Genomic DNA, 4,466 nt, shown 5'->3' on the forward strand with positions numbered 1-4,466 from the left:
TGCGCCATGGTGGCATGTCTGCTGCTCTTTACGTATTTTCCCGTGCTGACGATGGGACTCCTCAAGGTTCTCCGCTAACTTTCTCCGCATTTGAGCGGTGGACCGGGGGATCCTTTTCACGGTCCTGGACCGATGCCGTGGTCCATACTTTCCGACATCGTTAGAATGCAGTTTACAGGCCATGTCAACGCAAAAGCGGGAGGCCGACTATACGTTCGTATTGCACCCGGCTGATCTCCATCCAGCTGTTTTTGACCTGCCTTGACCACTTTGACGATGTTTTGAGTGCACTCGGCCTAATTTTTCCCGCCCTGCCGCCGGACGAAGTCGTCGATCAGGCGGCGCGAGATGCTGAGCGGCGGCGGGACGTTGGGCAGGGCGTCGGGGGCGAACCACCCGGCCTCGTCCAGCTCCAGGCCGTCGGGGATGACCTCGCCCGAGCTCCAGTGCGCCGTGAACCCCAGCATCAGGGACGAGGGGAAGGGCCAGGACTGGCTTCCGAAGTAGCGGATGCCGCCGATCTCTATCCCGACCTCCTCGCGGACCTCGCGGACCACCGTCTGCTCCAGGCTCTCCCCCGGCTCGACGAACCCCGCAAGGACGCTGTACCGCTTTTCGGGCATGCGTCGGTTGTGCGCCAGAAGGAGCCGTCCGTCCCGTTCCACGGCGACGATGATCGCCGGGTGCAGGGGGGCGTAGAAGGCCCTGCCGCAGCCCGGGCAGGAGAGCCCCCTGTCCTCCTCTCGGGCCTCCAGCGGCGTGGCGCAGAACGAGCAGAAGCGCATGGAGCGGCGCCAGTTCATATACTGATAGGCCGCGCCGGCGCGGGCAAAGGCCTCCTCCCCGAAACGGTGCCATATGGCGCGCAGGTCCAACCACTCCGCCCCTCGCGCCTCGAAGTCCTCTCCGACCTCGCACCAGGCGGTCAGGTCCTGCCAGGACTCCGGAAAGTCCAGGGAACAGCGCAGGGCCTCGGACGGCCGGTCGGGCCAGTCGAAAGAACCGTCCCCATCCCCGGCCAGGAGCGCGTCGCCCTTGAAGATCAGCATTCAGATCCGCATCTCCTTCACTTCACGGCGCCCTTCACGACGCGCACGTCCCCTACGCGCCGCGTGTAGCCCTTGGAATCGAAGTACTCCAGAACGGGCAGAATGAACTTCCTCGAGCTGTTCGTCGCGTCCCGGACCGCCGCCAGGGTGACGTTCCCGCCGATCCCTTTCAGGATGTCGAGCATGGCGTTCTCCATCTCCGAGGTCAGGACGTAGCCGCCCTCCAGAAGCACGAGCTCCCTCGTGTTCTTCAGGCTCTGGATGAGCTGGGTGAAGGCGTTGGGTTCCATGCGGAGCTCCGAGCGGACCTCCTCCAGCGTGGCGAGCTGCCAGCCCCGAGCCCGGCAGAACGCGGCGAGGGCCTCGCTGTTGCGGCGGAACGCCCCCTCGCTGCGGACGACGAAGTCCGGAGTGCGTGCCTTGTTGTCCCCGGTCACGATTCGTCCGCGCTCCGCGAGCAGCGCGGCGAAGGAACGCAGCACCCTGGCGTCCGGCAGGGTGAGCCTGCGCATCAGCTCGTCCAGGGGCATTCCCGACTCGGAGGGAAACGCCTTCTGGTAATCCTTCAGCTCCGAGACGGCCTTGGCCTCCAGCGACGCAAAATGGGAGGAAGAGAGCAGGATCGGACGCTCCCCCTTCAGCTCGACGAGGGCCCCTGCCTTGACGAGGCGTGCGACGACGGCCGCGAGATCGGACGGGGCCTCCTGAACCAGGAGCGCGGCACGTGGGGTCTCCATCATGCCTGCCTCCTCGACCAGGCAGCGCAGCCGGTCGTCGGCCGCAGCGGCGGAGCCGAGCGCCCCGATGCGGGCCACGGCCGCGGCGCGGGCCGCAGCGCCCCGGGGCTTGTGGGAGTAGGGGAAGACGACGCGTCCTCCGCCGATCGTGATCAGCGGGCTGTAGAAACGGATGATGAACCGCTGCTCCGCCGTGCAAACCACCGGCTCCTCCAGGACGAGCTGGACGGGCTCCTCCTCTCCGGGGGCCACTGCCCGTTTCCGGAGCAGGCTCACCCGCGCCAGGACGTCCGACGTCCCGATGCAGAGCCGGACCCTCTGCCAGTGCTTCAGGGGCTCCGAGGCCGACGGCAGGATGCGGAGCAGTGCGTCGAAGCAGCGCGTCGGGGAGTACACGCCCTTCCGGCAGACCACGTCCCCGCGGGCGAGCTCGTCCACCGCGATCCCAGAGAGGTTGGCGGCCACCCTCTGGCCCGCGAAGGCCTCGTCCACGGAGCGCCCGTGGACCTGGAGGCTGCGGATGCGGCCCTCGCGCCCCGAGGGGAAGATCTCGACCTCGTCCCCCGTACGGGCGGTCCCGCGATAGGCGGTCCCCGTCACGACGGTGCCGAACCCCGAGATGGGGAAGGCCCGGTCGATGGGCAGAAAGAGGGCTCCCTTGCGGGCTCTGGGCCGCACCCGGTCCACCAGGGCGGCGAGCTCGCGCTTCAGGGTCTCGAGGTTCTCTCCGGTGACCGCGGAGACGGGGACGACGGGCTTCCCCTCCAGAAAGCTTCCCCGGACGAACTCCTGGACGTCCTCCCGGACCAGGTCGGCCATCCCGGGCTCGACCCTGTCCGTCTTCGTGATCGCGACGAGCCCGTCCCGCACCCCCAGGAGCTCCAGTATGGCCAGATGCTCGCGGGTCTGCGGCATGATGCTCTCGTCGGCGGAGACGATCAAGAGCACGGCGTCGATCCCGGAGGCCCCCGCCACCATCTGGCGGATGAAGCGCTCGTGTCCGGGGACGTCGATGACGCTGACGACGCGGCCGTCCTCCAGGCGGAGGGGGGCGAAGCCCAGCTCGATGGTGATCCCCCTCTTCTTCTCCTCCATGAGCCGGTCGCAGTCCACGCCCGTCAGCGCGGCGATCAGGGTCGTCTTGCCGTGGTCGATGTGCCCGGCGGTGCCCAGCACCAGGGATATCTCGCGGTCCGCGCTCATGCGTCCTCCCCCCCCTCGGTGCCGATGCGGGCGAAGGCCTCCACGACGAGCGCCTCGTCCCGGGGGGTGATCGTGCGGACGTGCAGGACCAGGGCGTCCTCCCGCGCGCCGCACACAACAGGAATCTCCTGGCCCCTCAGGAGCGCCTGAAGGCGTCCCGCTCCTCCGGCGGGATGCGCGCCGACGGCGACCCCCCATCCCGAAAGGGGAAGCGCGGGGTAGGAGCCGCCGCCCACCGCGTCCTCCACCGCCACGACCTCCACGCGCGCCGGCGTGACACGCCTCAGCTTCGCCGCCAGGCGGCGCGCCTGGGCGTGCATCGCGTCCGGAGTTCGGCGAAGCATCGCCAGGGTCGGGATTCGGTCCAGGTCCCCCTTCGCGTAGAGGCGCATCGTCGCCTCGAAGGCCGCCAGGGTCATCTTGTCCACGCGCAGGGTTCGGAGGATGGGGTGCTCCCTCAGGCGGTTCACCGCGCCCCGCCGCCCTGCGATGACGCCGATCTGCGGCCCGCCCAGCATTTTGTCGCCGGAGAAGGTGACGATGTCCGCACCCGCCTCGATGCAGGCGCGGACATCGCACTCCCCGCTCAGCCCCAGGGCGCGGCCGTCGACCAGGAGGCCGCTTCCGGCATCCTCCATGAAGAGCAGCCCGCGCTCGTGCGCGAGCGCCGCGAGCTCGGAGCGCTCGGGGGCCGCCGTGAAGCCGTCCATCCTGAAGTTCGAGGGGTGCACCTTGAGGAGCATCGAGGTCCGTTCGGAGATCGCCGCGGCGTAGTCCTTGAGGTGCGTCCGGTTCGTCGTCCCCGCCTCGACCAGCTCCGCCCCGGAGAGCTCCATGATGTCGGGGATGCGGAACGTCCCCCCGATCTCCACGAGCTCCCCGCGCGAGACCACCACCTCGGTCCCCCGGGACAGGGCTGCGAGGCAGAGCAGGACCGCACCGGCGTTGTTGTTCACGACCAGGCACGCCTCGGCCCCCGTCAGGGCGCAGAGAAGCTCCTCGACGTGGGCGTTGCGCTGGCCCCTCGCCCCCCTGGTCAGGTCGTACTCCAGGTTGCTGTAGCTCCCCGCCGTGCGGACGACGGCCGCCACCGCCTCCTCCGCAAGGAGCGAGCGCCCGAGGTTGGTGTGGATGACCACCCCCGTCGCGTTGATCACCCGGCGCAGCCGCGGCAGCCCCTCCCTCGAGAGCAGGGCCTCGAAATTTTTTTTCAGGGCGTCCGCGGAGATGTCCGCGTCCTCGCCGGCGAGCATTCGCCTCCGGATGCGGGTCAGTTCCCCGTTCAGGACGCGCTTGACCGTCTCCCGCCCCAGCTCCCCGATCCACGGCAACGCCCAATCCTGCGCCAGCAGAATGTCCATGCCGGGGATCTCACGCATTTTCTTCCTGATGTCCTCGATCATAAGCAGGCCCGCTCCTCGTCGTCTCTTTCACACTGTCGTGCTCTGGATAGTTTCCTGCAACCATTCTATAATAA

Annotated in this window: 3 protein-coding genes; all 3 read right to left on the reverse strand. The window is 68.4% G+C overall.

The features are described 5' to 3' along the window. Positions 1 to 296: 296 nt before the first annotated feature. From nudC to selA, 3 genes are read right to left on the reverse strand one after another with little or no spacing between them, the layout of a single operon-like run. The gene (nudC, locus tag Q0176_RS07440) at positions 297 to 1,049 is read right to left on the reverse strand and encodes an NAD(+) diphosphatase (RefSeq protein ID WP_299300932.1); all 753 of its coding nucleotides are present in this window, start codon (positions 1,047 to 1,049) and stop codon (positions 297 to 299) included. 17 nt (positions 1,050 to 1,066) lie between these two features. Further along, positions 1,067 to 2,989: a selenocysteine-specific translation elongation factor gene (gene selB, locus Q0176_RS07445; protein WP_299300935.1), complete on the reverse strand. Its 1,923-nt coding sequence runs from the start codon at positions 2,987 to 2,989 to the stop codon at positions 1,067 to 1,069. Beyond that, positions 2,986 to 4,392 (reverse strand): L-seryl-tRNA(Sec) selenium transferase, encoded by a 1,407-nt coding sequence (gene selA, locus Q0176_RS07450; protein ID WP_299300938.1) that lies wholly within the window; start codon positions 4,390 to 4,392, stop codon positions 2,986 to 2,988. The genes selB and selA overlap by 4 nt, the downstream gene beginning before the upstream one ends. Positions 4,393 to 4,466 lie beyond the last annotated feature (74 nt).

Source organism: uncultured Fretibacterium sp., assembly GCF_938040765.1.
GTDB lineage: Bacteria > Synergistota > Synergistia > Synergistales > Aminobacteriaceae > CAJPSE01.

Excerpts from the sequence above, each read along its gene's own strand:
- selB (WP_299300935.1), bottom strand. The coding sequence starts at position 2,989 with ATGAGCGCGGACCGCGAGATATCCCTGGTGCTGGGCACCGCCGGGCAC.
- nudC (WP_299300932.1), bottom strand. The coding sequence starts at position 1,049 with ATGCTGATCTTCAAGGGCGACGCGCTCCTGGCCGGGGATGGGGACGGT.
- selA (WP_299300938.1), bottom strand. The coding sequence starts at position 4,392 with ATGATCGAGGACATCAGGAAGAAAATGCGTGAGATCCCCGGCATGGAC.